Genomic DNA, 26,475 nt, shown 5'->3' with positions numbered 1-26,475 from the left:
GTCCCGGGCTTTTTTGTGCCCTGACCAACCCACAGGTTCGAGTTGGTGGTGACAGCAAAGGTGCACGGGTGCATCCTGCGGCTGCGAGGACATACCGATGCTCAACAGCCTGTTGTTGCTTGTCGCCAGAATTCTGATCGCGGCGCTGTTCGTGCCGGCGGGCATCAGCACGCTGTCCAACATCTCAGGGACCGCCGGCTATTTCGCCGGGCTCGGCTTTCCCCTGCCGACGATCGTCGCGCTGGGTGTCGGACTGTTCGAACTGATTGGCGGTTTTCTGGTGCTTGTCGGCTTCCAGTCCCGCATCGTGCCGGTGCTGCTGGCCGCCTTCGCCTTGGCTGCGGGCTTTATCGGACACTACGGCCAGAGTGGCGACGACGCGGCCATGGCCTTCATGCACCAGCAGGCACTGATGAAGGACATTGCCACCGCAGGCGGCTTGCTGGCGCTATCTGTGGCGGGTGCAGGCGCGCTCTCGCTCGACCGGATGCTGCTGCGCCAGCCTATTTGACCGCGATGCTCGGGCCGTCCTCGACCGCCAGCACCAGCTTGCGGCCGGTGACCTTGGCAAGTTGGGCAAGGCGTCCAGCGGGCCGCTCGCCATAGAGCTGGCCGAACTCCGACGGGATGACCAGCGCCAACACGCCGTTGCCCCGGTCTTCCCAGCGCAGCCTGGGCATCACCCCCGGCATCGAGGCCGACAGCAGATAGACCACCCGCATCATCGCACCCAGAATGCGGGCACGCTCAAGATAGCGCGGCGTCGCCAGTTCCTTCAGCTCCGGGGCGAAGCTGTCGTTGAAGACACCGTCATGGCGGAACAGATTGGCCAGCGCCAGGAAAGCGCGGCCGGGATGATCGACGCCGATGAACGAGGCGTGCGCGATGATGTTGAGTGATTGGCGCCCGCGATACTCCGGATGGGCGCGCCAGCCGATGTCGGCGAGCAGGCAGGCAGCGTGGCGATAACGCGCCTCCTCCTCGGTCTCTTCGATGCCGAATGCCGCGAAGGACTGCTTGGTCCACTCGGTCAGCTCCTGGGCATGCTGCACCGAACGTGCGCGCAGCAGGGCCAGTTCCTCGGCCGCCGAAATCAGCGGATCGGCGCGCTGTTCCTGCTCTTCGAGCAGCGAAAACAGAAAACCCTCGCGCACGCCGAGCGCCGACACGACGATCTTCTCCGGCTTCATCGCCGTGATGATCTCCTGCAGCACCAAGGCGCCATAAGGCAAAAGCGAACGGCGGTTCTTGGACACGCCTTCGATGCCCTTGATCTTCTCGACTTCGCCGCGCGCCACCTGGCGCAGGAACGGCACAAGCGTGACCGGGTCCATCTGGTAGTGGTGCATCACCTCCAGCGGATAATTTGAGGTGTTCATGTGCAGCCGGGCGAGGTTTCGCCAGGTGCCGCCAACCGCATAGAAAGTCCTGCCCTGCCCGCCCTTGAGCAGCTTGGCGCGGGCGAGTTCGGCATGCGCGATCTTGGCCGCCGTAACAGGCGAGCCCTTGGCCATGTCCTGCAGCCTGAGGCCGCCCAATGGCAAAGTGATGCCGTCGCCGATGGCTTCGCCCCTGACGTCGACAAGCTCGAGGCTGCCGCCGCCGAGATCGCCGGCGATGCCATCGGCGGGATGGAAGCCCGAGATGACGCCGAGCGCCGAATAATAAGCTTCCTCGCGGCCGGTCAGCACCTGGATCTTGGTGCCCAGCACATCCTCGGCGCGCTGAATGAAATCGGGTCCGTTGATGGCTTCGCGGGCGGCGGCGGTTGCCAGCACATACATCTTCTCGGCGCCGGCCTGTTCGGACAGTGCGCGGAAGCGCCGGAATTCCTCCATCGAGCGCGTCACGCCCTCGGGGTCGAGCTTGCCGGTGGAGACGATGCCGCGGCCGAGGCCGGCGAGCATCTTCTCGTTGAACAGAAGGGTCGGCGAACGCGCCAACCCTTCATAGACGACGAGACGGATGGAGTTCGAGCCGATATCGATAATCGACAGCGGTCGGCGGTCCTTGAGCCGGCCCTGCGAAAGCTGCGCCATCAGGTGGCCGCCGCCTCCGCCTTCTTGCGGCGCTTGAACTGGGCAATACGTTTGGGCGCGTGAGACTTCAGCGCGTCACCCCGTCCGGAGAGGCTCGGATTGGTCATGAAATATTCCTGCGCATTGAACGGCTCTTCGCCCTCGTCAAGCGTTATCCGCCGCGAGGTTCCATCCGCCAATACTTCGAAACTTTGCTGGTTGTCCATGATATTTCCCAGCATGACCTGACCCAGCACCTGCTCGTGCACGGTCGAATGTTTGGCGATCGGCACCATGGTTTCAACGCGGCGGTCGAGGTTGCGCGGCATCAGATCGGCCGAACTGATGTAGACGATGGCCTCGTCCGAGGGCAGGCCGTGGCCATTACCGAAGCAATAGATGCGGCTGTGCTCGAGGAAGCGGCCGACGATCGACTTGACGCGGATGTTCTCCGACAGGCCGGGAACCTGTGGCCTGAGGCAGCAGATGCCGCGCACCACCAGATCGATCTCGACGCCGCTGCGGCTGGCGTCATAAAGCGCGTCGATCACGTCGGGATCGACAAGCGAGTTCATCTTCATCCAGATCTGCGCCGGCCGGCCGGCACGGGCATGCTCGACCTCGTCGGCGACGTGCTTGAGGATGCGGCTGCGCAGCGTGTAGGGCGACAGCGCGATGCACATCTCGTCGGCCGGCTCGGCATAGCCGGTGATGAAGTTGAAGATATGCGCCACGTCACGCGCGATCGCCGAATCGGTGGTGAAGAACGACAGGTCGGTATAGATGCGCGCGGTGATCGGGTGGTAGTTGCCGGTGCCGAGATGGACGTAGTTGCGCAGGCGGCCGTCCTCGCGGCGCACCACCAGCGACATCTTGGAGTGGGTCTTGAGTTCGAGGAAACCGAACACCACCTGCACACCGGCGCGCTCGAGGTCGCGGGCCCAGCGGATGTTGGCTTCCTCGTCGAAACGCGCCTTGAGTTCGACGAGTGCGGTCACCGACTTGCCGGCCTCGGCGGCGTCGACGAGCGCGCGCACGATCGGGCTGTCATTGGATGTGCGGTAGAGCGTCTGCTTGATCGCCACAACTTCCGGGTCGATCGCGGCCTGGCGCAGGAACTGCACGACCACGTCGAAGGATTCGTAAGGGTGGTGGACGACGAAGTCCTTCTCGCGGATTGCCGCGAAGCAGTCGCCGCGATGGTCGCGGATGCGTTCGGGAAAGCGCGGGTTGAAGGGCGGGAACTTCAGATCATCGCGGGCGATCGAGACGATCTCCGAGATCTGGTTGATTGCCAGCGGCCCGCTCAGCACGCTGACGCGGTTGGAGGCGACGCCCAACTCGCTGGCAACGAATTCGCGCAGCTCCGCTGGCATCAGGCTGTCGAATTCGACGCGGATCACCGAGCCGCGGCGGCGACGCTTGAGCGCGGTCTCGAACAGCCGAACAAGATCCTCCGACTCTTCCTCGACCTCGATATCGCTGTCGCGAATGATCTGGAACGTGCCCGAGCCCTTGACCTCATAGCCGGGAAAGAGCTTACCGATGAACAGGTTGACCGTTTCCTCGATCGGGATGAAGCGCACCGAGCGCTTGCGGTCGGGCAAGCGGATGTAGCGCTTGAGCGCGACCGGCAGGCGCAGCAGCGCCGTCATTTCCTCGCCGCTCTTGCGGTGGCGCAGCTGCAAAGCGATCGAGAAGCCGAGATTGGGGATGAAGGGGAACGGATGCGCCGGGTCGATCGACAACGGCGTCAGCACAGGGAAGACCTGCTCCATGAAGTGATCTTCGAGCCACTTCCGCTCTTCCTTGGTCAGGTCAGCCGAAGCGATGGTCTCGATGCCTTCGAGCTTGAGCAGTTCGAGCAGGCTGGCGAGGCTTTTCTGCTGGTCCTCCTGCAGCCGCTCGACCTCGTGCAGCAACTGGTCGAGCTGCTGCTCTGGCGTGCGGCCGTCGGCGCTGCGGATGGTGATGCCCTCGCGCACCTGCCCGGCGAGACCGGCGACGCGGACCATGAAGAACTCGTCGAGATTGCCGGCCGAGATCGACAGGAAGCGGACGCGTTCGAGCAGCGGATGGTTGGGGTTCTGCGATTGCTCGAGCACACGCCGGTTGAACTGCAACCAGGAGAACTCGCGGTTGACGAAGCGATCCGGATTGCCGTCGATGGCTCCGGTCGGCGACTTGTCGTTGACGAAATCGGTATGGACCGGCTTCAACTGATTCATAAACAACCCTTCCCCACTGCCGCATTCCGCCGCTTATCCGGCTCAACTTATCCTCTGACAGGCAATTGCGACAGTTTCATTTCAGCATCTTGCAAACCCGCCGCTTATGATACAAACGCTCTCCAATAAGGTTCCTTAGAAGGGAAAATACCATGGCCGGTGGCTCCATCCCCCACTTCCAGAACGACGCTGGACATGCCGTGATCGAGATCGGCGTGAAGGAGTTCATGTGCGTGGGCGCCAAGGCTCCCTTCGACCATCCGCATGTGTTCCTCGACATGGGCGCCGATTCCGAGAAGGTCTGCCCCTACTGCTCGACGCTGTACCGCTATTCGTCCAAGCTGAAGGCCACCGAGACCCTGCCGGCAGGCAGCCTCTACGTCATCGACCGCGCAGCCTAAGACCCCAGCACGATCATGCAGTCGCGGCCGGTCGTCATTGCAGGCGCCGGTATCGCCGGGCTTACGGCTGCGCTTGCCTTTGCCCGGCATGGCGTCAGCGTTCGCATCCATGAACGCTCGCCGGTGCTCGAAGAGGTCGGCGCCGGCCTCCAGCTTTCCCCCAACGCCACCCGCATCCTCGACCGCCTCGGTGTGCTCGACCTCGTCAGCGCGTCTGCCGTGCGGCCCGAAGCGGTGGTCCTGCGCGACGCGGCGACGCTTGTTGAGCGCGCCCGCGTGCCGCTTGGTGCTGCGGCCGAACGACGCTGGAAAGCCCCTTACCTCGTCGCCCACCGCGCAGATCTGCAGTCGGCGCTGCTGGCGCGCGTCAGCGAAAGCCCGCTGATCGAGATCACCACGGGAGCGACGGTCGACACAGTCGAGCCGCAGGCGAACGGCCTAAATGTGTCGGTGATGCAAGGCGGCATCGTCTCCCATGAACAAGCCAGCCTGTTCGTTGCCGCCGACGGCGTCTGGTCGGCCAGCCGACGCCTTGTCGGCCCGCATGGAAAGAGCCGGTTCTCGGGCGAACTCGCCTGGCGCACGACGATCCCGGGCGACAGCGAGCTCGGCCGGCAGTTCGCCGGACTGACCTCGCTTGCGACGGTCACGACCTTCCTGCATCCGGGCTTCCATCTCGTCGCCTATCCGATCCGCGCCGGCCACGCGGTCAATCTCGTCGCCTTCACCCCAGGCACCGCGATCGCAGAGCAATGGTCCGGCGAAACCGATGCCGATGCGTTGCGGCGCGCCATGCATGGCACCGCCCCTGCGCTCTCCAGGCTTGTCCAAGAGGCCGGGCCGTGGACGGTGTGGCCGCTGCACACAGTCGACGCCTCCCGTCCCTGGACCTCGGCATCCGGCATCGTGCTGATCGGCGATGCGGCGCACGCCATGACGCCATTTGCCGCCCAGGGTGCCACCATGGCGATCGAGGATGCCTGGACGCTGGCCGACGCCGTCACTGCGGCGTCGGACATGGCGGACGCGCTTTCGCAATGGGAGGCGGCACGCAAGATCCGCGTCGCCAAGGTGGCGCGACGCGGCGCTCTCAACCATTTCGCCTGGCATGCCGCGGGACCGGTGGCGCTCGCCCGCAACCTGTTCCTCCGGCTCAAGTCGCCGGCGAGCCTGGCAGCCGACCTGGACTGGCTCTATGGCTGGACGCCGTCGGGCTGGTCCGACCGCCGGTTATAGAGGCCGAGCGACCAGTTCAGCGTCGCCGGCAGCGGGTTCCACCAGCCGGTCGTCAGCCCAGCTTCCCTCAGCGCTGCCGCCGTCCAGGTGTTGCAGCCGGCCAGTGCGTTGAACTTGCCGTGGGCATCGAAGAAGCCGTCATAGGCGCCATAGGCGACCTCGGGAATGCGCTGGACGCCGGCCGTTCCCCGCACGAAGCTGCGGTCGATGAAATCGAGCATGGCCGCGAAACCCGCCTCGCCGATCTCGAAGCGCTGGACGGCTGGCTGCGGCAGGGCGACGTCGCCGGCGAGATCGACATGCATGACCGAGTCGTCGAGCGTCAGCGCCGCAAACACCGGGCCGGGCTTGAGCTCCGACCATGTCGGCGTGCCGATATAGAAGGCCTTGCTGCCCCACCCGAACACCAGGTAGCGCGCCGCCGGAAGATCGGCCGCGATGCCCGCATCGAGAAGGAAGCCGAACTTCTGCAGCACCGCATCGTCGATCGGCACGGCGATGTCGGTGTGGATCGGGTTGGTGAAGACGAGGATATGGCGGGGTGCGGCCTCACCTGCCGCGCGCCCGAACAGCGGCCGCGGCACCAGCGTGCCTAAGACCACTGCGGCCACGGCCACAAGCACGACAGCGCCCAGCAGACGTAGAATTCTTCTCAACCGTCCCCATCCCCGCTTCCGCTGCGCCTGTTCCAACAAAAAAGCCCGGCCGTATTACGACCGGGCTTTCTGATTTTTGGGAGCTGATCCCTAGTGAAGGATCTGGCTGAGGAACAGCTTGGTGCGCTCGTGGCGCGGATGGTCGAAGAACTCGCTCGGCGTGTTCTCTTCGACGATCTGCCCCTGATCCATGAAGATGACGCGGTTGGCGACCTTGCGGGCGAAGCCCATCTCGTGGGTCACGCACAGCATGGTCATGCCCTCTTCGGCGAGGCCGACCATCGTCTCCAGCACTTCCTTGATCATTTCCGGATCGAGCGCCGAAGTCGGCTCATCGAACAGCATGATGCGCGGGTTCATGCACAGCGAGCGCGCGATTGCCACGCGCTGCTGCTGGCCGCCCGACAACTGGCCCGGGTACTTGTTGGCCTGCTCCGGGATCTTGACGCGACGCAGGAAGTGCATCGCCTGCTCCTCGGCCTGCTTCTTCGGCGTCTTGCGCACCCAGATTGGCGCCAGCGTGCAGTTCTCCAGGATCGTCAGATGCGGGAACAGGTTGAAGTGCTGGAACACCATGCCGACTTCGCGGCGGACCTCGTCGATCTTCTTGAGATCGTTGGTCAGTTCCTTGCCGTCGACGATGATCTTGCCCTTCTGGTGCTCTTCCAGCCGGTTGATGCAGCGGATCATTGTCGACTTGCCCGACCCGGACGGACCGCAGATGACGATGCGCTCGCCGCGCATCACCTTGAGGTTGATGTCCTTGAGCACGTTGAACTCGCCATACCACTTGTGCATGCCGACAATGTCGATGGCGACGTCGGTATCCGAGATGTGCATCTTTGCCCGATCGACCTTGATCTCGTCGGCGCTGACTGCGTTTTCTATGGCCATGGGCCGTTCCCTTTTGTTGTTCGTTATCGCTTGTGCCCGGTGTCGAGGCGATGCTCCATATAAATGGAATATCGCGACATTCCAAAGCAGAACATCCAGAACACCAGCGCCGCAAAGACGAGCCCTGACGCCGGGGTCTGGGGTGAAGCCCAGGCCGCATCCGAGAAGTTCTGCCTGACAACGCCGAGCAGATCGAACATCGAGATGATGTAGACCAGGCTCGTGTCCTTGAACAGGCCGATGAAGGTGTTGACGATGCCCGGGATAACCAGCTTCAGCGCCTGCGGAAGGATGATAAGCCCGGTCTTCTGCCAGTAGCTGAGGCCGAGCGAATCGGCCCCTTCATACTGGCCCTTGGGGATTGCCTGCAGGCCGCCGCGCACCACTTCGGCCATGTAGGCCGAGGCGAACAGCGATACGCCGATAAGCGCCCGCAGGAACTTGTCGAAGCTCACGCCCGCCGGCAGGAACAGCGGCAGCATCACGCTCGCCATGAACAGCACCGTGATCAGCGGCACGCCGCGCACCGTCTCGATGAAGATGACGCTCAGCATCTTCACCACCGGCATCTTGGAGCGCCGTCCGAGCGCCAGCAAGATACCGAGCGGCAGCGACACGACGATGCCGACATATGACAAGGTCAGCGTCACCAGAAGTCCGCCCCAAAGCGGGGTCTCGACATGCGGCAGTCCCAGCATGCCGCCGATCAGAAGGATCGCGGCTACGATCGGGAACGCCACCAGGAACAGGAATGCATTCAGTCCCTTGTAGGGCGCACGCGGTGTCAGCAGCGGCACCAGAAGCGCCACAAACATGATCGCCACGAGAATGACCCGCCAGCGCTCGTCGAACGGATAGCGGCCAACCATGAATTGGCCGAACTTGGCGTTGACGAATGCCCAGCATGCGCCGGACCAGCCTTCCGGCTGGATGCCGCCCTGCGCCACAGTGGCGCAGAAGGTGCGATCGGTGCCAGTCCATTGTGCCTGGATCAGTGCCCAGTTGATCAATGGCGGCACGATCATCGCAACGATGATCATGCCGATGATCGACAGCACCGAATCGAACGGGTTGGCGAACAGGTTCTTGCGAATCCAGGCCACCGGCCCACGCTCGCGAGCCGGAGCCGGCTGTGGCTGCGCCATCTCGGTGCGGACGTAACCAACGTCATTGAGTGACATCTCCGCCTCCTACCTTTCCACCAATGCCATCTTGGCATTGAACCAGTTCATGAAGGCAGAGGTGATCAGGCTCAGGCCGAGATAGACGACCATCCAGATCACCACGATCTCGATAGCCTGCCCGGTCTGGTTGAGCACCGTTCCACCCACTGCGACAAGGTCCGGATAGCCAATGGCGATCGCCAGCGACGAGTTCTTGGTCAGGTTGAGGAACTGGCTGGTCAGAGGCGGGATGACGATGCGCATCGCCTGCGGCACAACCACCAGCCTGAGCGCCTGGCCCGAGCGGAGGCCGAGCGCCGATGATGCCTCGGTCTGTCCCTTGTTGACCCCGCGGATACCCGCGCGGACGATCTCGGCGATGAAGGCCGCGGTGTAGAACGACAGCGCCAGATAGAGCGACAGGAACTCAGGCTTGATCTGCAGGCCGCCGGTCAGGTTGAAGGTCGACTTCTGCGGGAAGTTGAAGCTCAGCGGAAAGCCCGTGACGACAAGCGCCAGCAGCGGCAAACCGATGATCAAGGCGAGCGAGGTCCAGAGCACCGGGAATGTCGCGCCCGTTGCCATCTGCCGCTGCCTTGCCTGCCGGGCGACGAACCACGACATCGCGATGCCGAGCAACAGCGCCACACCGATCAGCCAAGCCCCCTCACCCCAGACTGCCTTGGGGAAATAGAAGCCGCGGCTGTTGAGATAGGAGCCGAACGGCAGCTCGATGCTCTCCTTCGGCAAGGGCAGCACTGAAAGCACGCCGAAATACCAGAAGAAGATGACCAGAAGCGGCGGGATGTTGCGGAACAGCTCGACATAAACCGTGCAGATCTTGCGGATCAGCCAGTTGTTGGACAGCCGTCCGATACCGATCAGGAAGCCGAGAATCGACGCCGTGATGATGCCGGCCGCGGCCACGACCACTGTGTTGATCAGGCCGACCAGCAAGGCGCGCTTGTAGGTCGAATCGGAATCGAAGGCGATCAGCGTGTCACTGACGTCGAAACCGGCGCGGCCGTTGAGAAAGGCGAAACCTGAGGCGATGTTGGCGCGCTTGAGGTTTTCGATCGTGTTGCCAATGATCCAGTAGACGAACGCTGTCAGCGCAACGACCACCAGGATCTGGAAGAAGATGCCGCGCACCTTCGGGTCGTAGAGTAGCGACGCGCGGCCGCCCCCTACGTCTTGGGGAATGTCCTGCGTAGCCATCGGAAGTCCCTTCAAAAGAGGAACCGGAAGGCGGCAGCGCCGCCCTCCGGGTGAGACTTCGGATCAGCGGATCGGCGGTGCGTACTGCAGGCCGCCCTTGGTCCATTGCGCATTGATGCCGCGGGCGATCTTCAGCTTGCTGCCCTGGCCGACGTTGCGTTCAAAGACTTCGCCGTAGTTGCCCACAGCCTTGACGATGTTGACGACCCAGTCGTTGTTGAGACCAAGATCGGTGCCGATCTTGGTGTCAGCCTCGGTGCCAAGCACGCGCTTGACCTCGGGGTTACCCGACGCCTTCATCTCTTCGACATTCGCCTGGGTGATGCCGAGTTCTTCGGCGGTCAGCAGCGCGAAGTAGGTCCACTTGACGATATGGTACCACTTGTCGTCGCCCTGGCGCACGGCAGGTCCGAGCGGTTCCTTGGAGATGATCTCGGGCAGGACGACGTGATCGTCCGGCGCGCCCAGCGTCAGGCGGATGCCATAGAGACCCGACTGGTCGGTGGTGTAGACGTCGCAGCGGCCAGCGTCATAGGCAGCATTGACCTCTTCCAGCTTCTCGAAGACGACCGGGTTGTACTCCATCTTGTTCGCCTTGAAGTAGTCGGCGAGATTGAGTTCGGTGGTCGTGCCAGTCTGCACGCAGACGGCGGCGCCCGAAAGCTGCAGGGCGGAATTCACGCCGGGCAGTTTCTTGGCGTTGATCATGAAGCCCTGGCCGTCATAGTAGGTGGCCCCGACAAAGTTCAGGCCAAGTGCCGTGTCGCGATTGATCGTCCAGGTGGTGTTGCGCGACAGAAGATCGATTTCGCCCGACTGAAGTGCGGTGAAGCGCTCCTTGGCGGAGAGCGGCGTGAACTTCACCTTGGTGACGTCACCGAAAACCGCAGCGGCCACCGCGCGGCAGAAATCTGCGTCCAGACCTTCCCAGTCGCCCTTGTCGTTGGGCGATGAGAAACCGGCCAGGCCGGTGCTGACGCCGCATTGCAAAAAGCCCTTTGCCTTGACGTCCTCAAGGGTGCCGGCAGATGCGGCGGTCGCCACCATGCCGAGCGTGGCTGCCCCGAGAATGCCTGAAATGATGTACTTCATGACCCACGAACCCTTCTGTTTTTTACAGGCTTTTGCCTGTCTTTTTGAATTGTGAACTCAGCATCCCCTATCCGGCCCAAATCCGGATTGCGCGTCCTGTCCGGCGCGCTTTGCTGCAGTCCGGTTCACGGATGCATCGAAGGCGATAATTCTTATTAGGTCAAGCAATAAAGGCCCGCTGCCGCCGGCTGCGCCTTTAGTATTAGAAATCGGGAGGAACGATTGCTGCGGCCTATGTCGTCTTCACTTCGAAGACGTTAGCCGGCGGCGCGTTTTCGTCTGCCAAAACCGACTGCTGCGGGCAATAGCTTTCCCGGCACGACCCTGAAGCCAACCCTGCGCGCGGCAAAGAAGCGCGCGGCAACGATCGTCACGATCAGCCCGAACAGGAAGCCGGCAGTGACGTCGGATGGATAATGTGCTGCAGCCGGAATCCTGAGCGCGGACAGTGCCAGACCGACGATGCCGATCGGCAGCCAATGGCGCGGGAACCAGATCATCAGGATGGCCGCCACCGTGCCGATGGTCGTCGCATGGCCGGACGGAAAGCTCGAGGAGTAGCGCGTCACCACGAACGGATCGAAATGGTAAGCACCATATTCGCCATAGAAGGCTGGCCGTGCGCGGCCGAAGAACAGCTTGACGATGTTGACAGCAATGCCGGTGAAGGCGACCAGGCCAAAGACGAAGGCGGCCTGGCCAAACAGCGTCACCAGCCGGGCCTTGAGGCCATAACCGACGCCGCGCCAGTCGGCGGCCGCGGTCGCGAGATAAATGAGCAAGGCCGGCACGAGATACCATTCCGACCTGCCGATATCACTCAGCCATGCCAGCCAGGCGGTGAAGCCGTTGCGGTTGCTGAGCATGAAGTTCATCACCGCCGAATCGATGGTGAACAACAGCGCCACGGCGACGGCGCCGCAGAAGAGCAGCAATGTCAGCCCGCGCGACCACACCGGCTGCGGCGCGCCAATGCGACGGCGACGGATGCGGCGCGAGGAAAACGCCACCGTCTCCATAAGCCGCCCGGCAAAACCCACCGGCCAGATCTGGCCCAGCCGAACGGGGCCCTGCGGCGGTTGCACGGGTCGTGCCGTCGCACTATGGCTGGCGTCTTCACTGAAAGGGTGCGGATTCATGACTCGAGACAATGGCAGGATCAAAGGCGTCAACACGCGGCTGACGCACTCCGGGCACGATCCACACGGCTTTCATGGCTTTGTCAATCCGCCGGTCGTGCACGCCTCGACAGTTCTGTTCCCCAACGCTGCGACGATGGCCGCGCGTGCTCAAAAATACACATATGGCACCCGCGGAACGCCCACAAGCGACGCCCTGTGCCACGCCATCGACGAGCTCGAAGGTTCGGCCGGCACCATCGCCGTGCCCTCGGGCCTGGCCGCGGTGACGATTCCCCTGCTCGGCTTCCTGTCGTCGGGCGATCACATCCTGATCACCGATTCCGTCTATTTCCCGACCCGCCATTTCGCCGACACCATGCTCAAGCGCCTCGGCGTCGACGTCGACTATTACGATCCGCATGTCGGCGCAGGCATCGCCGCACTTATCAAGCCGAACACCAAGGTGGTGTTCACCGAATCGCCTGCGTCCAACACCTTCGAGATCCAGGACATTCCGGCGATATCGAAGGCTGCGCACGCCGCGGGCGCCATCGTCATGATGGACAACACCTGGGCGACGCCGCTCTATTTCAAGGCGCTCGACTTCGGCGTCGACGTGACCATCCACGCCGCGACCAAGTACCCGGCCGGCCACTCGGACGTGCTGAGCGGCACCGTGTCGGCCAATGCCGCCTGCTGGCCGAAGCTGCACGACGCCTTCGTCACGCTCGGCTGCTGCGCCGGCCCCGACGACGTCTACCAGGTGCTGCGCGGCCTGCGCACGATGGGAGTCCGGCTCGCCCATCATCAGAAGAGCACGCTCGAGATCGCGCGCTGGCTCGAAGGCAAGCCGGGCGTCGCCCGCGTGCTGCACCCCGGCCTCGAAAGCCATCCCGACCACCAGCTCTTCAAGCGCGACTTCTCCGGTTCGAGCGGCATCTTTTCCGTAGTGCTTGCCGGCGGCGGCACGCCAAAGGCGCACGCCTTCCTCGACGCGCTCGAGATCTTCGGCCTCGGCTATTCCTGGGGCGGCTACGAAAGCCTGGCGGTGCAGGTCAGCCTCGCCGACCGCCAGATCGCCAACGGTCCTTATGAAGGCCCGATCATCCGGCTGCAGATCGGCCTGGAAGACGTCGCCGACCTCAAGGAAGACATCGCGGCCGGCCTGCAGGCGGCGAACGCGGTGGGGTGATGGCCAGGCATGGCGGGCAGTTGGCAAAGCTGCTCCGTCTGATCCCCGCCCCGATACCTCGTCCCGCCTTCTCATATTGACAGGCAGCGTCGCCATCACGACGTTTGCCTTCCGAACCTGGCAAGCCCATCGGGGAGATCGACATGACCGCATCCGGCCGCCCTTCCGAAATCGTCCACTGGACCGAGGTCGAAAAGCCCGACGGTGAAACCTTCATTGGCACATCGGAGCTGCGGGGGCTCGGCGCGCCGCTCGCCGTCCATTTCGGCCTCGAGCGGCTCGGCATCCACCACGTCAGGCTGCCGCCGGGCCGGCGCACCTCGTTTCCGCATGCCGAAAGCCTGGAGGAAGAATTCGTCCACGTGCTCGAAGGCGCGCCCGACGTCTGGCTGGACGGGGTGCTGCATCGCCTGAAGCCGGGCGATTCCGTCGGCTTCCCCGCCGGCACCGGACTGGCGCACAGCTTCCTCAACAACACCGACAGCGAAGTGCGGCTCCTGGTGGTCGGCGAAGCCAACAAGGACGAGAACCGGATCGTCTATCCCGTCAACCTCGAGCGCAAGGCGATCCGCGACGACTGGTGGCACGACGCACCAAAGCGCCAGCTCGGCGATCATGACGGATTGCCGGATCGGGTTCGCGCGGCGCGGGACGGGAAGTGAGAAGAAACTAGACCGTCCATCTACCGGTCGCGTCCAACCGTGTGGGCCAAGGCCAAGTCCTTGATTTTATTGGCGATCCCGACAGGATTCGAACCTGTGACCATCGGCTTAGAAGGCCGGTGCTCTATCCAGCTGAGCTACGGGACCGCTGGCCGGCCGCAGTGAGGGCCGGCGTGATCGTGCGCTGGGATGTCAGTGCGTCCAGGGCGTCCTGCGGTCATAACGGAAATTGTCGGAGTAGGAAATCTGCCGGCGCTTGGCTTCCTTGGGCTCCTGCACGCGGAAAGCGATGCCTTCCTTTTCGGCGTAGGCGACAGCCTCTTCGCGGGTCTCGAAGGTCAGCCGGATCTGGCTCTTCATGTCGCCGGAGCTGGTGTAGCCCATCAGCGGGTCGATCTTCTTCGGCTTCTCGGCGTCGAATTCGAGCACCCAGTGCCCGGTCTTGGCTTTGCCCGACTGCATGGCGGTCTTGGCAGGGCTGAAAATTCGCGCGGACATAATTCCCTCATTCGTGAGTCCGCAGCGAGCGCGGACATCCAGATGCGCCCGTCATTTACTGCGCAATCGCCATTGCTGCAAGGCGAAAGCCGGTTTCCGCTTTTTTGCCCTTGCCATGTCGAGCGGAAGCCACTAGGCACGGCGTCGAAATGTGATTTCGGAGTGTAGCGCAGTCTGGTAGCGCATCTGGTTTGGGACCAGAGGGTCGGGAGTTCGAATCTCTCCACTCCGACCATTTTTCTCCCCGCGACATCGATCTGCCCCATCTGCCCAATTGATTGGCGCACCCTGGCGTCGGCGCGTCATGCGCAGGCGAATCGCGTGCGATGGAACGGCCTGCATGGGCCGTCGCTCAGACCTTTCTGGCCGGCCGCCATGATACGACCGAGAGGAACCGGACCGGCAGCGTCAGCAGCTGATCAGGGCCGTGCGGCGAGGCAGCGTCGAAGAACAGGCTGTCGCCCGGCGCCATGCGGTAAAGTGCCATGCCATGGCGCCAGACCATCCCACCTTCCAGCATATAGATGAACTCCATGCCGGCATGCTGCCGCAAGGCGGGACGATCGGCGTCATCAGCCAGGGTGACGAGACAGGGTTCGACCGAGACACCGGCGGCATCAGGGACGACGTAGCCGAGCGGGCGATGACCGGCGCGCGTGCCGCAGCGCTCGGTTGGCAAACCTGCCTTCACGAACTTGGCGTCGCGCAGCTCCTCGGACGGCTTCAGCAATACGCTCAGCGGCACGGCCAAGGCGCGCGACAGCTGATGCAGCGTGGTCAGCGATGCCGAGATGATGCCGTTCTCGATCTTCGACATCATGCCGAGCGACAGGCCGGCGGCCCGCGCCAGCTCGATGATGGTCATGCCATGTTTGCGCCTGCAGGCCCTGACCTCGCGGCCGATCGCCATTTCGAGCTGGTTGCCGGCAGCACCGCGCAAGGCATGCGGGTCCTGGTTCAGTGCCAAAGCTGCGTCGGCCATGTCGCGTTCGCCGAAGTCGAGGCCTGATATTGTCATGCGCGTCACCTCCTGAAATGCCCATGTCGCTGGCTTTGTCGCCCCCATGTCGCCGGCATCTGCCGCCCCTTTGAACGACGACCGGTCGCGACGGCCCGAACCGAAATCCGCCTCTCCAATTCCGGCACCCGTTTGGACGTCGGCGCGACGTCAAACGTCTGCGGAAATCCGCGACGGCGCGAGGCGGCCCGCCTCCTGCGTCCAGAACGCAAAAAGCTCCCGGCGGGGGTGACCCGCGGGAGCTTTTTTGCTCTGCCATCGGCCCGCATCGGTGCGGGCGTGATGGGGTGAAGCGTCAGGGATTTAGCGGGTCATGTCAATGGGAGTCTGGGGGCGTCCCGAGGGAGTCTCGGAGGGAGTCTCGGGGTGGACAAGTCGAGGCTGCTGCGGCGCGCCGGCATTCGATGCGCCACAGGCGCGCGCCGCCGGCATGTCAGGTCGACCAGTGCAGCGCCCCGGAGATGCCTAGGCAACGTCCACGGCCTCCTTCACCGGCAGCTTGAGCACGTCGCTGGCATTGATGATGGCAAGCGCGATCGCCTCGATGGTGGTGCGCTTGTTCATCGCCTGCTCGCGCAAGGTCTCGTAGGCGACCTGCTCCGACACCTTGTTGGTGGCCATCAGGATCTCCTTGGCCTTGTCGATGTCGCGATGCGCCTTGAGCTTGGCGGAGAGCCGCTCGACGCGGATGCGCAGCCGCTCCTCGCGCCGGTGGTTGTTGACGCTCAGAAGGATGTTGGCGAGGATTCCGAAGGTTCGGAGCGGCAGGCCGATCACTGCTTGCGCCCGCAGCCGCAGCACCTTTTCGACGATGATCGGGTTCTCATAGTCGACGATGGCGATCAGCACCGCCGGCGGATCGTCGGCGTTCCAGTTCCAGGTGATTCCGCCTTCGACCAGCGGGCGGATGAAGGCGAACACCACGTCGATATTGGCGGGAATCTCGGCCGGCGGCGGCCAGTTGGTCTGAACCTGGCAGCCGATGCGGTTGAGGTGCTGCCAAAGCTCCTCGCCTTCGCTGCTCTTAGGCTGCAGCAGCAGCACACGCAGCGAGCGTATGTCCTTGATCTGGATCGGCGCTGATCCGTCATGCGGCGCCACGTTGGGGCTACGTGATACCATTGTTCCTCATCGCGGCAATGTCGTTGCGGTGTTCCAACGCTTGCCTATGGTGTCGTTCGGTTTCTTGTTCCCATGCCCCTCGGCACGGGGTCATAGCGAATGCATGGCTAGGCGCTCCCCCCATTCCTCGGGGTTGTAGCTGGCGAGATAGGGATCGGGCCTGACAGCCGTTGCCGATTTCGACAGGATCTCGAACTGGCCGTCCTCGCGCGCCCGCGCCACCCGCGGCCAGACATGGGTATGGGCATTGTCGGGGTCGATGCGGATGCGTCCTTGCGGTGCATCGAATTCCGAACCGAGGATGGCCGGCCTGAGCGCCTCGACATCGTCCGTGCCTGTCTTGCGCAGCGCATTGGCCACGACATGGACCTGGAAATAGGCCGCCTCCCAGCACATGTTGGTCACAGCATCGCTGCCGAACCTCTTCTTGTAGCGCTCGACACAGCGTTCGTTCTGCAGGCCCCCGACCGACTGGAAATAGCTGGCCGAGGTGATGTGACCGGCGCCGACGTCGATGCCCATCGCCTGGATGTCGGACTCGCTGGTGGTCAGGCTGGCGATCGGCATCGCCCTAGCATCGAGGCCGGCTTCGGCGAAGGCCTGGTAGAAATGGACGATGCTTTCGCCGACGAAATTGCAGAAGATCACGTCCGGCTGCTTGCGCTTGATGTCCGCTACCAGCGGCTTGTAGGCCGAGCGCCTGGCATCGAGCTTGAGATAGCCGCGCCCGGCCACCTCGCCGCCATGCTTGACAAGCATCTCGTTCATGATGCGGTCGGACTCGCGCGGCCAGATGTAGTCGGAGCCGACCATGTAAAAGCGCTGGCCTACATGGTTGAGCAGATGTTCGCCGAGCTGGACGCTGTTCTGGTTGGGGGCAGCACCGCAATAGATGGCGTTGCGCGAATATTCGAAGCCCTCATACTGGGCGGGATAGCAGAGCAGCCCGTTGCGGTGCTCGACCGCCTTCAGCACGGCCTTGCGCGTGCTCGACATGTAGCAGCCGAAGATGATCCTGACGCCGTCCTCGACAAGCAGCCTGTTGGCCAGGCTGTGATAGGCAACCGCATCGCAGCCCGGATCGTGATGGACGGCAACAAGCTCACGGCCGTTGATGCCGCCTGCTTCATTGACCTCGTGGATGGCAAACAGCGTCGCATTCAGCATGCTGCGTTCCATCACCGAAGTGACGCCGGTCTGGGAGAACAACACGCCGACCTTCATCGGCTCCTCGGTTCTTGTCGCCATCAATTGCCAACTCCGTCAGATTGTTCATCCGCGAACTCGACACAAAAAAAGCGCCCAGCGCGGGTAACCGCAGCAAGCGCCTTTGCTCGACTGATGGGGACATCGCTGTCCTTACGTAAACTTTGCCTGAAGCCATCTGGCCCGTCAACTCGCTTGCGCCTGGGCAAACGACATTCCGCCACTGCCCTGTTCAGGCAAAGGCTGTCCGACGGTCGCAGGCGAGCCGGCAAACCGCACAGGAGGTTGCTTTGCCTGCCGTTGCGCCGACCAGATGAAATGCCGGTTGACAGAAATCGGGAAGTTGCGGATGATCATCGACATCAGGCCTGCGACGCTGCGGGCTGAGACCAGAGCAAAAAGGCTCCCGCGGGTCATCTCCGCCGGAGCCTTTTTGCGTTTTACCACCAGTGCGCTGCGCGCCCCATCTCTTCGGCTGCGCAGACAGCAACGACGCTGACAATACCCATTGCCGCCTCGAGCGACTGACCTCGCTCGCACCCCAAATTCCCTGGAATTCCGCAGGAATTCCAGACGTGCGGAGCTTTGCCAAAACGGCTCCGCCCGGCGGAAGCACGACAACAAACATCAGCCTGAGGAGGAACTGGACGTGAACAAGGTAGAGACATTTGGCACTGCGGTGCGTGTGGCCTGCGATGTGGGCGGCACATTCACCGATGTGTGCATCCTGAACGAGGCTTCCGGCAAGATCCATGTCGCCAAGACGCCGACGACGCCGGACCCGATCGACGGCGTGCTCAAGGGCATCGAGGCAGGCGGCGTCGCCCTGCGCGACATCATCCTGTTCTCGCATGGCACCACGCTCGCCACCAATGCGCTGATCACCCGCCGCTTCCCGCCCGCCATCATGGTCACGACCAAGGGTTTTCGCGACGTCATCGAAATCCGCCGCGGCACGCGCGACGATCTCTGGGACACCTACAAGGAAATGGCCCCGCCCTATCTGCCGCGCCGCGACCGGCTGGTGGTGTCGGAGCGCATCGACTACGCGGGCAAAGTCATCGAAGGCGTCAATGAAGCCGAGGCGCGCGAGCTCGCCCGCGTCATCAGGAAGCGCAACGTCAACAACGTCGCCATCTGCTTCGTCAATTCCTTCGTCAATCCCGCAAACGAGCAGCGCATGCGCGACATCCTGCTCGAGGAATTGCCCGGCGTGTCGATCTCGCTGTCGAGCGACATCATGCCCGAGATCTTCGAGCATGAACGCTTCAACACGACCGTCGCCAACACCGTGCTCGGACCGGTCGCCGGCCAGTATGGCGCCGAGCTCGAAAGCCGCATGCAGGACGGCGGTTATGCCGGCGACGTGCTTTTGCTGCATTCCGGCGGCGGTGTCATGACCGCCAAGGGCGCCACCAAATTTGCCGCGCGTCTAGCGGCGTCGGGCATCGCCGCCGGCGCCATCGCCAGCCGCTTCATCTCCGAGCTTGCCGGCTACAAGAACTCGATCAGCCTCGACATGGGCGGCACCAGCACCGACATCAGCCTGTGCTCCGACGGCCATCTCCACGTCACCAATGACTGGCATGTCGAATATGGCTATCCGATCCGCTTCCCCAGCATCGAGGTCCTGACCATCGGCGCCGGCGGCGGCTCGCTGGCCTGGCGCGACGCGGCCGGTGCCTTGCGCAACGGACCGCAATCGGCCGGCTCGACGCCGGGACCGGTGTGCTACAATCAGGGCGGCACCGAGCCGACCAATTGCGACGCCAATGTCTATCTCGGCCGGCTCGGCACCAAGCTCGCCGGCGGCAGGGTCGAACTCGACGTCAAGCTGGCGGAAAACGCCATCAACCGCGTCATCGCCGAACCGTTCGGCATGGACGCGGAACAGGCGGCACTGTCGATCCTGAAGGTCGCCAACGCCAACATGGCGGACGCCGTGCGCCTGGTGTCGCTGCGCAAGGGCTACGATCCGCGCGACTTCGCGTTGGTGGCCTTCGGCGGTGCCGGTGCGCTGCACGGCGTGGCGCTGGCCCGCGACCTCTACATCCCTGTCGTGCTGATCCCGCCAAATCCCGGCGTCACCTCGGCCATGGGCTGCCTGCTCGTCGACATCACCCATGACATCACCCAGATGTACACCGACACGGTCAGCGACATCGACATGGCCGAGCTCAACAGCGCCTTCCGCGTGCTCGAAGAAGACGGCCACGACCGCCTGCTGAGCGAGGATATCTCGCCCGAACAGATGCTGTTCCAGCGCTACATCGACATGCGTTATCTCGGCCAGTGGCGCTCGATGTCGATCCCGGTCAGCGCCGACATCACCAATCTCGACGAGGCGGTCCGGCAGTTCCATGAGGAACATGGCCGCGAGCACAACTATTCGAGGCCCGACGCCCCGGTCGAGGTGTGCCGCATCCAAGTCAAGGCCACCGGCCTCAACCGCAAGGCGGAGCTGGCCAAGCACGAACTGCGCAAGGCGCCTTTGCCCGCCCCCGTCGGCGAACGCCTGGTCCGCTTCGACGAAGCGCCGGAGCGCATCAAGACCCCGGTCTATGACCGCTCGACCCTGCATGCGGGCGCCGTCGTCGTCGGCCCCGCCATCATCGACCAGCTCGACAGCACCATCGTCGTGCCGCCCGGGATCAAGGCCGAGGTGGACGAGTACCTGATCATCAGGATGCACGTCCCGCAGCAGTCCTGAACGACTGAGCCAAAGCCCCACGCAAATTCTGAATTGGAGATTGGAAATGGCACCGAAAAAAGATCGCCGTACGCTCGATCCGGTTACCTTCGAGGTCCTGAAGAACGCCTATGTCAACATCGTCGACCAAATGGCGGAGCAGATCCTGCGCACCTGCTACTCGTTCGTCATCTACTCCCGCGACTTCTCCTCGGCACTGTGCGACCCAACCGGGGACACGATCATGCAAGGCAGCGGCGATATCGCCGCTCACGTTGGAACGCTGCACCTGACCGCCAAGGCGGTGATCAAGAAGTTCGGCAACGACGTTCATCCGGGCGACGTATTCGTCATCAACGACGTCTACCAGGGCGGAACCCACTTCAACGACACCCGCCTGTTCGCGCCGATGTTCTACAAGGGAGAACTGCTTGGCTACGCTCAGGCCAACGGCCATTGGGCAGATGTCGGCGGTGCCGTTCCAGGCTCGTTCAACGTGAATGCGCTCGATCACATGGCCGAAGGCCTGCGCATCACGCCAGTCCGCGTCTACAGCAAGGGCGTGTACCTCTCCGACGTCGCCGAGCTGATCGCCCACAACACACGTGCGCCCAGCGACATCATCGGCGACCTCCAGGCGCAGGCGGAAGCTTGCCGTCTTGCCGAACGCGAGGTGCAGCGCTTGTGCGACAAGTATGGCGTCGACACGATCAAGAAGTCGTTCAACGAGGTCCAGGACTACGTCGAGGATATGACGCGCCAGCGCATCTCCGATTTGCCCGACGGCACCTGGGAGACCATCGATTACATCGACGTTGACCCCGATGAGGGCGAAGGGCTGGTGCCGATCAAGGTCAAGATGACCATCGACGGCGACCGGGTCCATTACGACCTGACCGGTTCGCACCCCAAGACGGTCGGCTCGTTCCTCAACTGCTGCTATGGCGGCGCGTTTGCGGCCGTCGTTGCCGGCACCAAGATGCAGTCGCCCGACATTCCGATGAACTCCGGCTTCTACCGGGTGGTGACGGTCGATGCTGGCCCGCTCGGCTCGGTGGTCAATGCCGAATGGCCGACGCCGGTCGCCGGCTTTGCCTCAGGTCCCTTCGAGAAGATCATGAACGCGGTCTTCGAGCTGTGGGCGGAGGTTCTGCCGGAGCGCGCCATGGCCTGCACCTTCAACCTCGACTACCTGCTGATCGGCGGCCGCGACACCCGTCACGAAGGCAAGCCCTACTTCATGTGGTACGACTGGATGGTCGGCGGCTGGGGCGCGCGCAACGGCCGTGACGGCTGGGCGGCCACCGGACCGGTGTTCGGCGTCCAGCTTGGAACCCAGCCTTTCGAAGGCCAGGAACGCCTGTCACCGGTGCTCACCACCTGCCACGAGCTGATGGTCGATTCAGGCGGCCCCGGCGAATTCCGCGGCGGCCTCGGCGTCCAGAAGGGCGGCACGCTTTACGCCTGCGAACGCACCGTGGTGTCTTATTGCTGCGACCGCGAGCGCTCGATCACCTGGGGCCTGTGGGGCGGATTGCCGTCGATTCCCCACGGCGTCTGGGTCAATCCCGGCCAGGAAAAGGAGCGTTATCTCGGCTCGCTGTTCTCAGGCGTGCCGCTGCAGCAGGGCGACACTGTGCAACGGCCCTCGGCCGGCGGCGGCGGCCTTGGCGATCCGCTCAAGCGCGATATCCAAAGCGTGCTCAGCGACGTGGTCGAAGGCTACGTCTCCGTGGAGCGGGCGAAGAAGGACTATGGCGTCGTCGTCCATGTCGTCGATCTCGATCTCGACGAATACAAGATCGACGAGAACGCCACGCTCGCCGAACGGGCGCGCATCGCCAGCCACCGCAAGGACTGGCTCAACGAGGACGCCGAGAAGATCGCCGCCCTTTATCGCGACAAAAAGCTCAACATGCTCGACCTGATCCGCCAGTACGGCGTCATCGTCGACTGGGGCTCGGGCGAGCTTCTTCCCAAGACCACCGCCGAGTTCCGCGAGATGCTGAAGCGGCGGACGGTTCCTTACTGGACGGCATCGGGCCAGGCCGCCAACGCGACCCTGAAGGTCGCCTGATCAAGGGAAGGCAGCAGGCTCTCGCAGGCTTGCTGCCTTCTTCGCCAACGGGGTTTGCATAATCAAGAATCTGCCAAAAAACAAAAACTCGGAGATGAACCATGTCCGGAAGTCTCGATGTCGCAGGGGAATTGGACTATTCGCAACGGCCGGTCCCACCTAGTGGCCGCATGCCCAAGCTCAATCTGACGATGGCCTTCTGGGCGATCTGCAGCGCCATGTTCTTTCTCATCATCTCGGCGACGCTCGCCGAGATCTATGGCACCGCCAATACGATCATCGGCCTGATACTGACCGTGATCTCCTACTCCGCCATCAATGCCGTCATCACCCGCTACGCGATCAGGACCGGCCTGTCGGTGTCGCTATTCTCAAGGCTTTTGTTCGGCCGCTACGGATCGGCGATCGCCACCTTCATCTATGCGGTCTCAAGCATCTATTACGCCGTGTTCGAAGGCTCGGTCATCGCTACCGCGGCGACCTACTACTTCGAAGGCCTGACCTTCGCTGTCGCAGCCCTGATCGTCTGCATCTACAGCGTGCCGCTGATCCTCGGCAGCGTCCAGCACTGGCTCGACAAGTTCAACGGCTATCTCCTGCCGCTCTATCTTGTCGGCCTGATGGGCACGGTGGTCTACGCCATCTCGCATTACGGCTATTCCAACGCCTGGCTGACCATGACGCCGGAAGGCGGCGCCCCGCCCTATGGCTGGATCAACGTCTTCATCGCCTTCATGGGCGTCTGGTGGATGATGATGTGCACCTTCGACTTCGCCCGCTTCGGCAAGAAGGAGGACGAGACCTACCACGCCGTCTTCAATTTCGGCCTGCCCTTCTACACGCTGACCTATTTCGTCAACGGCCTGGTCGGCATCTTCCTGGTGCAGACGATCCCGCTCGAAGGTGCCACCTCGGAAGTGTCGGTGGTCAAGGCGCTGATCGTGATGATGGGCGCGCTCGGCCTGCTGTTCGTCTGGATCAGCCAGACGCGCATCAACACCACCAATTTCTACCTGTCGACAGTCAACATGCAGGCGTTCTTCCGGCTGGTGTTCAAGCTGGAGATGCCGAAATATGTCTGGGCGATCATCGTCGGCGTCATCGTCTATTTCGTGATGCTGGCCAACATCTTCCAGTACCTGCTCGTCGCACTCGCCTATCAGGGCATCTTCGTCGTCGCCTGGGTCGGCGTGGCGCTGGCCTACATATTGTGCGGACAGCATGACGGCACCGGCGAGGAAAGCGCCCGTTCCGACGACGATTTCCCGGCCTATTACGCGCCCGGAATGGTCGCCTGGTTCGGTGCGGTGGCCATCGGCATCATATTGCTCGCCATCCCCAACCTCGAACTGCTCTCCGCACCGGCAACCGTCACCAGCAGCTTCCTGCTGTTCTGGGCGCTGTCGTCACGCATCAGAACTGTCGCCATAGCCTCTTGAGCCTGCCGGGCGCGGTCGCGTTCTCGAAACCCATCTTCGAGAACCGACCGCGCCCTGAAGAGTTTTGGGGTGTAATCTTGGGCCGCCTCTCCGGGCGGCAGTGTCTCAGTTTGCAAGTTGACGGAACGCAATAGGCGTTTCCCAAATCAGCCCGGCCTCCTATACACTTAGCGGAAAGCAGGGGTGAAGGGGCTATGGAAAGTATCACATTCGCCACGAGCGCTGACTTAATGCGGTGGATCAAACTCGCCGTCAAGTTGCCGCGCTATGATCGCGTACCTGCAGATAAACGTGTGATCTGGACCTACGGCAATGGTGATGTAATCGAGAAGAAAACGGGCAAGAACGGGGGAACGCTGAACTCAAATCTCAGGTTCTTGCTTAGGACAGGAACAGGAGAGTTGGAACATTCGAGCGACGCTCTGCTTGTCAGCAACATCGACGCCAAGGGCGGCGTGGTCCTCAGTATAAATTGGGCTGACGAATAGACATGCCCACCGGCCCCAAAAAGGCCAGAAGCGTCCCGCCGACGTGAGCAATGCCATCCGCGTCATGCGCATTGCAAACGGCTAGGAAGCTGGCGATGGTGCGAAGGCCGACAAGCGTGGTGGCGCTTCACCATACGCTGTTATGGTCGGAGTAGCGTGTCCTGCATTTCAAACTAAGACAATACCCTCACGACAAGACGATCTCGCGCGCCCGCCGTCACCGCCCTGCCCCGGCCCATGCCGCCTGGATCGCCTGGCTGAGCTCGGCTTCCGAGATCGGCTTGTGCAGGATGCGGCTGCCCCCGGCGCTCACCTCCTTCAGCCGTGACGGCGAGGTGTCGCCGGTGATGATGATCGACGGCACGACATGGCCGAGATAGGCGCTCAGCATGCGGATCGCCTCGAGCCCGGTAGCGCCATGCGCCAGCCGATAGTCCGAGATGATCAGATCGACCGTTGCATGGCCGCGCAGGGCCGCTGCCGCATGCACCGCCTGGGCCTCCGCCGCCGACCGTCCGGCATAGACGCTGTGCCCCTCGATGGTCAGCAGCTGCTCCATCGCCTCGAGAATGTCGCTCTCGTCCTCGACGACGATGATGCCGCCGGTTATGGCTTCAGTCCGCGTCTCGCGCTGTGGGACAGGCGCCTTCGCCGCGCGGACTTCCGGCACGGTGATCGAAAACATCGAACCGCGCCCCGGCGTCGATATCAGCCTCAACGGGTGCTTCAGCAAGCCGGCGGTGCGACGCACGATGGCTAGGCCAAGGCCGAGCCCTTGCGTGCGATCGCGCGCCGGGTTCTGCAACTGCACGAATTCCTCGAAGATCACGGCCTGCTGGTCATCGGGAATGCCGGGGCCGCTATCCCAGATCTGGATCTCGACGAAACCGGCCCGCTTGCGGCAGCCAAGCACGACGCCGCCCTCTTTAGTGTAGCGAAAGGCGTTGGTCACTAGGTTGGTCAGCACCCGCTTCAGCATCATCGGGTCGCTTTCGACCATCAGATTACTGTCGACCACCCGCCATTTCAGGCCACGCTGCTTGGCTTCGGCGGCGAACTCCTCGCGGAAATCGCGGAACAGTTCGCGCAGGCACACGGTTTCGCGGGTGACGGTGACGATGCCGGCATCGAGCTTGGAGATGTCGAGCAGCGCGTTCAGCAGGCCGCTGAGATTGCCGATGATCGATTTGGCCCGGCCGGCGAGACCGCGCGCCTGCTCGGCCGGCACGTTGCCGCGTTTGGCCAGCACGGCAATCGTCGACACCAGCAGGCTGAGCGCATGGATCGGCTGGCGCAGGTCGTGGCTCGCCGCGGCCAGGAAGCGGGTCTTGGCGCGGTCGGCTGTCTGCGCGCGGTCGCGCTCTTCCTGCAGATGCTCGACGAGCCGTTCATTTTCCAGGCGCAGGCTGATGGTCTCGCGCAACATGCGGTAGGTGATGCGGCAATAGTAGAAATTGATCGCCACGAGCGAGACGAGCAGGAACAGAAAGCCCGCCGAAATCGCGCTGCCGCTGGTGATGACGCGGGCGGCAACCGGCAACACCGTCGCCAGGATCGAGCCGATCAGCGCCGGCGGAAAAGCCGAAAGCGACGGCACCGTGCCGCAGACGAGGCCGGTCAGCACCACCACGGTGAAGGACAACAGAAGCGGCGCTTCCGGCAGGAAGCCGACCCAGCCGAATATGCCCCACAACAATCCCGAGACCCAGGAAAAGGCGGCCGCCAGCCAGGCCCAGTGCATGATCGTCCGGGGATCGCGCGGCCGGCTGAAGAAGCGGCGGGAGGCAAAGACGCGCAGCGCCGTCAGCGCATAGAGCGTGCCGAGCCAGCCCGCCAGCCATGGCGTGGAAATGCCGCTGCGCAAGACGTAGACGGCGGCGAGCGAAATGACGATGTTGGAGATGACCACGCCATATGAATTGCGATAGAGAAGCTCGACCAGAGCCTGGCGTATCTTGTCTTCCTGCATCGCCCCTCCAAATGCCTGACGAATATCATCAAGGCTGTCCTTGGCCATTGACGGCTGATCTACCGTCAATTTGTTTCCCATAAATTGG

The 26,475-nt window shown here is 63.1% G+C and carries 23 protein-coding genes and 2 tRNA genes; 10 read left to right on the top strand and 15 right to left on the bottom strand.

Going from position 1 to position 26,475, the window contains the following annotated elements:
* Nucleotides 1-97: 97 nt before the first annotated feature.
* Nucleotides 98-511, top strand: coding sequence for a DoxX family protein (locus tag ACSQ3E_RS08800; RefSeq protein WP_436122377.1), 414 nt, complete (start codon nt 98-100; stop codon nt 509-511).
* Here the strand turns inward: ACSQ3E_RS08800 and ppx are convergent.
* The gene (gene ppx / locus ACSQ3E_RS08795; RefSeq protein WP_436122376.1) at nt 504-2,039 is read right to left on the bottom strand and encodes an exopolyphosphatase; all 1,536 of its coding nucleotides are present in this window, start codon (nt 2,037-2,039) and stop codon (nt 504-506) included. The genes ACSQ3E_RS08800 and ppx overlap by 8 nt on opposite strands.
* A complete protein-coding gene (locus tag ACSQ3E_RS08790; protein ID WP_436122375.1) occupies nt 2,039-4,246 on the bottom strand; it encodes an RNA degradosome polyphosphate kinase in 2,208 nt (735 codons plus the stop codon). The genes ppx and ACSQ3E_RS08790 overlap by 1 nt, the downstream gene beginning before the upstream one ends.
* Nucleotides 4,247-4,398: 152 nt before the next feature.
* On the opposite strand from ACSQ3E_RS08790, the gene ACSQ3E_RS08785 reads away from it, so the two are divergent.
* Entirely contained in the window at nt 4,399-4,647 is a 249-nt protein-coding gene (locus ACSQ3E_RS08785; protein ID WP_310324865.1) for a zinc-finger domain-containing protein, read from the top strand.
* 15 nt (nt 4,648-4,662) lie between these two features.
* Nucleotides 4,663-5,883, top strand: a complete 1,221-nt coding sequence (locus ACSQ3E_RS08780) for an FAD-dependent monooxygenase (RefSeq protein WP_436122374.1) — start codon at nt 4,663-4,665, stop codon at nt 5,881-5,883.
* Here the strand turns inward: ACSQ3E_RS08780 and ACSQ3E_RS08775 are convergent.
* The 6 genes from ACSQ3E_RS08775 to ACSQ3E_RS08750 form a co-directional block, all read right to left on the bottom strand.
* Nucleotides 5,841-6,539 carry a TIGR02117 family protein gene (locus ACSQ3E_RS08775; protein WP_436122373.1) on the bottom strand — a complete coding sequence of 233 codons (699 nt, stop codon included), beginning with the start codon at nt 6,537-6,539 and terminating at the stop codon, nt 5,841-5,843. The genes ACSQ3E_RS08780 and ACSQ3E_RS08775 overlap by 43 nt on opposite strands.
* Nucleotides 6,540-6,629: 90 nt before the next feature.
* Nucleotides 6,630-7,433, bottom strand: coding sequence for an amino acid ABC transporter ATP-binding protein (locus ACSQ3E_RS08770; protein ID WP_305866842.1), 804 nt, complete (start codon nt 7,431-7,433; stop codon nt 6,630-6,632).
* Between the two features lie 23 nt (nt 7,434-7,456).
* Nucleotides 7,457-8,614 carry an amino acid ABC transporter permease gene (locus ACSQ3E_RS08765; protein ID WP_310324854.1) on the bottom strand — a complete coding sequence of 386 codons (1,158 nt, stop codon included), beginning with the start codon at nt 8,612-8,614 and terminating at the stop codon, nt 7,457-7,459.
* Nucleotides 8,615-8,623: 9 nt separating this feature from the next.
* A complete protein-coding gene (locus ACSQ3E_RS08760; protein ID WP_310324851.1) occupies nt 8,624-9,814 on the bottom strand; it encodes an amino acid ABC transporter permease in 1,191 nt (396 codons plus the stop codon).
* A gap of 63 nt (nt 9,815-9,877) precedes the next feature.
* Nucleotides 9,878-10,906: an amino acid ABC transporter substrate-binding protein gene (locus tag ACSQ3E_RS08755; RefSeq protein ID WP_310324849.1), complete on the bottom strand. Its 1,029-nt coding sequence runs from the start codon at nt 10,904-10,906 to the stop codon at nt 9,878-9,880.
* Between the two features lie 257 nt (nt 10,907-11,163).
* Complete coding sequence (locus tag ACSQ3E_RS08750; RefSeq protein ID WP_436122372.1) at nt 11,164-11,991, bottom strand: phosphatase PAP2 family protein; 828 nt, start codon at nt 11,989-11,991, stop codon at nt 11,164-11,166.
* Between the two features lie 52 nt (nt 11,992-12,043).
* Here ACSQ3E_RS08750 and ACSQ3E_RS08745 point away from each other — a divergent pair, with 52 nt between their 5' ends.
* Together ACSQ3E_RS08745 and ACSQ3E_RS08740 are read left to right on the top strand one after the other, a co-directional pair.
* Nucleotides 12,044-13,219: a cystathionine beta-lyase gene (locus ACSQ3E_RS08745; protein WP_436122371.1), complete on the top strand. Its 1,176-nt coding sequence runs from the start codon at nt 12,044-12,046 to the stop codon at nt 13,217-13,219.
* A gap of 143 nt (nt 13,220-13,362) precedes the next feature.
* The gene (locus ACSQ3E_RS08740) at nt 13,363-13,881 is read left to right on the top strand and encodes a cupin domain-containing protein (protein WP_310324840.1); all 519 of its coding nucleotides are present in this window, start codon (nt 13,363-13,365) and stop codon (nt 13,879-13,881) included.
* A 70-nt stretch (nt 13,882-13,951) separates the two neighbouring features.
* Here the strand turns inward: ACSQ3E_RS08740 and ACSQ3E_RS08735 are convergent.
* Nucleotides 13,952-14,028: transfer RNA gene (locus ACSQ3E_RS08735), tRNA-Arg, on the bottom strand.
* Between the two features lie 45 nt (nt 14,029-14,073).
* On the bottom strand, nt 14,074-14,379 hold the full coding sequence (locus ACSQ3E_RS08730; RefSeq protein WP_109574555.1) for an ETC complex I subunit: 306 nt from the start codon (nt 14,377-14,379) through the stop codon (nt 14,074-14,076).
* 158 nt (nt 14,380-14,537) lie between these two features.
* Here ACSQ3E_RS08730 and ACSQ3E_RS08725 point away from each other — a divergent pair.
* Nucleotides 14,538-14,614 (top strand) — tRNA-Pro (locus tag ACSQ3E_RS08725).
* A 117-nt stretch (nt 14,615-14,731) separates the two neighbouring features.
* Here the strand turns inward: ACSQ3E_RS08725 and ACSQ3E_RS08720 are convergent.
* The 4 genes from ACSQ3E_RS08720 to ACSQ3E_RS08705 form a co-directional block, all read right to left on the bottom strand.
* A complete protein-coding gene (locus ACSQ3E_RS08720; protein WP_436122370.1) occupies nt 14,732-15,397 on the bottom strand; it encodes a helix-turn-helix domain-containing protein in 666 nt (221 codons plus the stop codon).
* A gap of 465 nt (nt 15,398-15,862) precedes the next feature.
* Nucleotides 15,863-16,519 (bottom strand): ANTAR domain-containing response regulator, encoded by a 657-nt coding sequence (locus ACSQ3E_RS08715; RefSeq protein ID WP_310324835.1) that lies wholly within the window; start codon nt 16,517-16,519, stop codon nt 15,863-15,865.
* Between the two features lie 90 nt (nt 16,520-16,609).
* Entirely contained in the window at nt 16,610-17,767 is a 1,158-nt protein-coding gene (locus tag ACSQ3E_RS08710; protein WP_436122369.1) for a transporter substrate-binding domain-containing protein, read from the bottom strand.
* Nucleotides 17,768-17,911: 144 nt separating this feature from the next.
* Entirely contained in the window at nt 17,912-18,088 is a 177-nt protein-coding gene (locus ACSQ3E_RS08705; RefSeq protein WP_436122368.1) for a hypothetical protein, read from the bottom strand.
* A gap of 286 nt (nt 18,089-18,374) precedes the next feature.
* Between ACSQ3E_RS08705 and ACSQ3E_RS08700 the strand changes: the two genes are divergently transcribed.
* From ACSQ3E_RS08700 to ACSQ3E_RS08685, 4 genes are all read left to right on the top strand, one after another.
* Nucleotides 18,375-20,435 carry a hydantoinase/oxoprolinase family protein gene (locus ACSQ3E_RS08700; RefSeq protein WP_436122367.1) on the top strand — a complete coding sequence of 687 codons (2,061 nt, stop codon included), beginning with the start codon at nt 18,375-18,377 and terminating at the stop codon, nt 20,433-20,435.
* A gap of 46 nt (nt 20,436-20,481) precedes the next feature.
* Nucleotides 20,482-22,491, top strand: coding sequence for a hydantoinase B/oxoprolinase family protein (locus ACSQ3E_RS08695; protein ID WP_436122366.1), 2,010 nt, complete (start codon nt 20,482-20,484; stop codon nt 22,489-22,491).
* Nucleotides 22,492-22,661: 170 nt separating this feature from the next.
* Nucleotides 22,662-23,930 carry a purine-cytosine permease family protein gene (locus tag ACSQ3E_RS08690; protein WP_436122365.1) on the top strand — a complete coding sequence of 423 codons (1,269 nt, stop codon included), beginning with the start codon at nt 22,662-22,664 and terminating at the stop codon, nt 23,928-23,930.
* A gap of 194 nt (nt 23,931-24,124) precedes the next feature.
* Nucleotides 24,125-24,418, top strand: a complete 294-nt coding sequence (locus ACSQ3E_RS08685) for a hypothetical protein (protein ID WP_436122364.1) — start codon at nt 24,125-24,127, stop codon at nt 24,416-24,418.
* Between the two features lie 217 nt (nt 24,419-24,635).
* Here ACSQ3E_RS08685 and ACSQ3E_RS08680 read toward each other — a convergent pair whose 3' ends face one another.
* The gene (locus ACSQ3E_RS08680; protein WP_436122363.1) at nt 24,636-26,387 is read right to left on the bottom strand and encodes an ATP-binding protein; all 1,752 of its coding nucleotides are present in this window, start codon (nt 26,385-26,387) and stop codon (nt 24,636-24,638) included.
* Between the last annotated feature and the right edge of the window lie 88 nt (nt 26,388-26,475).

This window comes from Aminobacter sp. LjRoot7 (genome assembly GCF_964252895.1).
In the GTDB taxonomy this organism is placed as follows: Bacteria; Pseudomonadota; Alphaproteobacteria; order Rhizobiales; family Rhizobiaceae; genus Aminobacter; species Aminobacter aminovorans_B.
Note: the sequence above shows the minus strand (reverse complement) of the source record. Positions and strands in the feature narration are given on the sequence as shown.